Source organism: Pseudomonas emilianonis, assembly GCF_023072625.1.
GTDB classification, from domain to species: Bacteria; Pseudomonadota; Gammaproteobacteria; order Pseudomonadales; family Pseudomonadaceae; genus Aquipseudomonas; species Aquipseudomonas paraveronii.
In genome coordinates this window covers 1-2920 of sequence record NZ_JAKNRV010000506.1, presented here as the reverse complement: position 1 = coordinate 2920, position 2920 = coordinate 1, and the positions used below count along the sequence as shown (strand labels likewise).

The following is a 2920-nucleotide window of genomic DNA, read 5'->3' as shown; positions in this document are numbered from 1 at the left end:
ACCGTGCGCAAGCCGCCCACCACCAGGTGCAGCTCCACGCCGGCCGCCTGGGCCTGCTCGACCAACGCCTCGGCCACCGGGGCAAAGCCCCAGCACCAGGAACACATCGGGTCCATCACATAGAGCAGGCGCGCAGACATGGCTCAGACCTCGGAAGGGGTTTGCTTGTAGTTGAAGCCAATCGGGTGCGGCATATTGCGGGCCTTGGCCAGTTCAATCTGCTTTTGCCGGTCGATCGCGCTGCGACGGGTTTTCTCCGATAGCTTATCCCAGCAATGTGGACAACTGATGCCCGCCACGTAGTGCTCGGATGTACGATCTTCCACACTAACCGGTGTGCGGCAGGCATGACATTGATCGTAGTCACCTTCGCTCAAGTCGTGGCGCACGGTCACGCGGTTGTCGAACACAAAGCAGTCGCCCTGCCATTTGGTCTCGGCCTGGGGCACCTCTTCGAGGTACTTCAGGATGCCGCCCTTGAGGTGGTAAACCTCATCGTAGCCTTCGCTGAGCATATAGCTGGAGGCTTTCTCGCAACGAATGCCACCGGTGCAGAACATGGCGACTTTCTTGTGCTTGGCCGGATCGAAGTTGGCTTTGATGTAGTCGGGAAACTCGCGAAAACTGGTGGTTTTCGGGTCGATCGCGCCTTCAAAGGTGCCGATGGACACTTCGTAGTCGTTGCGGGTGTCGATCAGCAGTACTTGCGGATCGCTGATCAGCGCGTTCCAGTCCTGCGGGTCGACGTAGGTGCCGACTTTTTTGTTCGGGTCGACGCCTTCGACGCCCAGGGTCACGATCTCTTTCTTGAGCTTGACCTTGGTGCGATAGAACGGCTGCTCGTCGCAGTACGACTCTTTGTGGTCGATATCGACCATGCGCGGGTCGTTCTTCAGCCAGGCCATCAGGCCATCAATGCCTTCGCGGCTACCGGAAACGGTGCCGTTGATGCCTTCTTCGGCGATCAGCAAGGTGCCTTTGATGCCGTTGTCGACCATCGCCTGCAGCAAGGGCTCGCGCAGGGCGACGTAATCTTCGAGGGTGACGAACTTATACAGTGCCGCCACGACAATCGGTTGAGTCATGGGTGTTCTCTCCAGGTGGCTACCCTCGTAAGGGGTGAACCGGATGCAAAAAAAACGCGCCGGCTAAGCGGCGCGTTGCGGATTCTAGCAAATGCGGGGGGTCAGAAACACCCGGTCATCAGCTATGGCCGCCGGCGCAGGTCGGCGAGGCCGGGGCTGCGTCGATTTTCGCCCATTCCTCAGGCGTGTAGGTATGCAGCGCCAGCGCATGAAACTCGCTCATCAGGTCACCCAGGGTGGCGTAGACCTTCTGGTGGCGCTTGACGCGGTTAAGCCCTTCGAACTGCTGGCTGACCAGCACCGCCTTGAAGTGGGTCTGCAACCCACGGCTGTGCATGTGGCTTTCATCCAGCACGCTCAAGTGGTCCGGGCCCAGGGCGGCAAGCGCCGTTTCGATACGCTGTTGCATGGTCATTCCTGCTTACTTCTTCTTGGCCGGAGCGGCGGCTTTAGGTGTCAGCTCGTTGGTCATGTCTTCCAACAGCTTGTTCACCACCGGCACGGCGCTTTCCAGCTTGGCCTGAGTCATCTGGGCCGATTGCTGGGTCAACTGCGGCATTTTTTCCAGGACTTTCTTACCCAATGGAGATTGGTAGAACGCAACCAGGTCCTTGAGCTCGGATTCGCTGAAGTTGCTGGTGTAGAGCTTGACCATATCCGGTTTCAGTTTTGGCCAGCCGATGGCTTGGTCCAGGGCGGCATTGGCCTTGGCCTGGTAGCTGTCCAGTACGGACTGCTTGGCGGCCGGCGCTTTGGTCTGTTCGAAACGCTGGGCGAACATTTGCTGCACTTGCATGTACACCGGGGTCCCCAGCTTGTCAGCGTGGGCCAGGGTAAGGAAGGCTTCGGCACTGGCGTTGTGGCTGGCGGTATCGGCAAAAACCTGGCCGCTGGCGCAAACCAGAGCAACCGCGGTACAGATGGCACGAAGACGAGTCATCGAGTTTCCTTTTCTAGCAGGCGAGGTCAGACCCCAAGGGCGCCCATTCTGCGCCTAAAAAACCTCGCGGCTCAACCCCAGGCCTTGTCGGGCCTGGATTTGCGGTGGATGAATCCGATGAAAAGTCTTTTAGGGAACCCCCTGGGTCGATCACGGCCTAAACTGCGCAAACGAACCTGAAGGAGTGTGCCCGATGAGCCGTATCGAAACCGACAGCCTGGGAGAAGTCCAAGTCCCGGATGACGCTTACTGGGGCGCGCAGACCCAACGCTCACTGGTGAACTTCGCCATCGGCGAGCAGCGCATGCCCCTCGCGGTACTGCACGCCCTGGCCCTGATCAAGAAATCCGCCGCGCGGGTCAACAGCCGCAATGGCGACCTGCCTGCCGACATCGCGCGCCTGATCGAACAGGCCGCCGACGAAGTGCTCGACGGGCAGCATGACGACCAGTTCCCGCTGGTGGTGTGGCAGACCGGCAGCGGCACCCAGAGCAACATGAACGCCAACGAAGTGATCGCCGGGCGCGCCAACGAGCTGTCGGGCAAGGCCCGCGGCGGCAAGAGCCCGGTGCATCCGAACGATCATGTGAACCGCTCACAGAGTTCCAACGACTGCTTCCCCACCGCCATGAGCATCGCGGCGGTGCAGGCAGTCAACCAGCAACTGCTGCCCGCGATCACGCACCTGTCCGGCGGGCTGGCGGAATTGTCGGCACGCCATATGAAGCTGGTGAAGACCGGTCGCACCCATATGATGGATGCCACGCCGATCACGTTTGGTCAGGAACTCTCGGCGTTTATCGCCCAACTCGATTACGCCGAACGCGCGATCCGCAGCGCCCTGCCCCAGGTGTGCGAACTGGCCCAGGGCGGCACCGCCGTCGGCACCGGGCTC

The 2920-nt window shown here is 60.6% G+C and carries 4 protein-coding genes and 1 pseudogene; 1 reads left to right on the top strand and 4 read right to left on the bottom strand.

Features of this window, described 5'->3' with window-relative positions:
* From L9Z73_RS28425 to L9Z73_RS28410, 4 genes and pseudogenes are all read right to left on the bottom strand, one after another.
* Positions 1–107: pseudogene (locus tag L9Z73_RS28425) on the bottom strand (DsbA family protein); the annotation flags it as partial.
* Between the two features lie 36 nt (positions 108–143).
* Positions 144–1085 carry a rhodanese-related sulfurtransferase gene (locus L9Z73_RS28420; protein WP_247408107.1) on the bottom strand — a complete coding sequence of 314 codons (942 nt, stop codon included), beginning with the start codon at positions 1083–1085 and terminating at the stop codon, positions 144–146.
* A 118-nt stretch (positions 1086–1203) separates the two neighbouring features.
* Positions 1204–1500: a BolA family protein gene (locus L9Z73_RS28415; RefSeq protein WP_247408105.1), complete on the bottom strand. Its 297-nt coding sequence runs from the start codon at positions 1498–1500 to the stop codon at positions 1204–1206.
* A gap of 6 nt (positions 1501–1506) precedes the next feature.
* Positions 1507–2025, bottom strand: a complete 519-nt coding sequence (locus L9Z73_RS28410; protein ID WP_010567461.1) for a DUF2059 domain-containing protein — start codon at positions 2023–2025, stop codon at positions 1507–1509.
* A gap of 193 nt (positions 2026–2218) precedes the next feature.
* Here L9Z73_RS28410 and L9Z73_RS28405 point away from each other — a divergent pair.
* On the top strand, positions 2219–2920 hold a 702-nt coding region (locus L9Z73_RS28405; protein WP_247408104.1), incomplete at its 3' end, for a lyase family protein.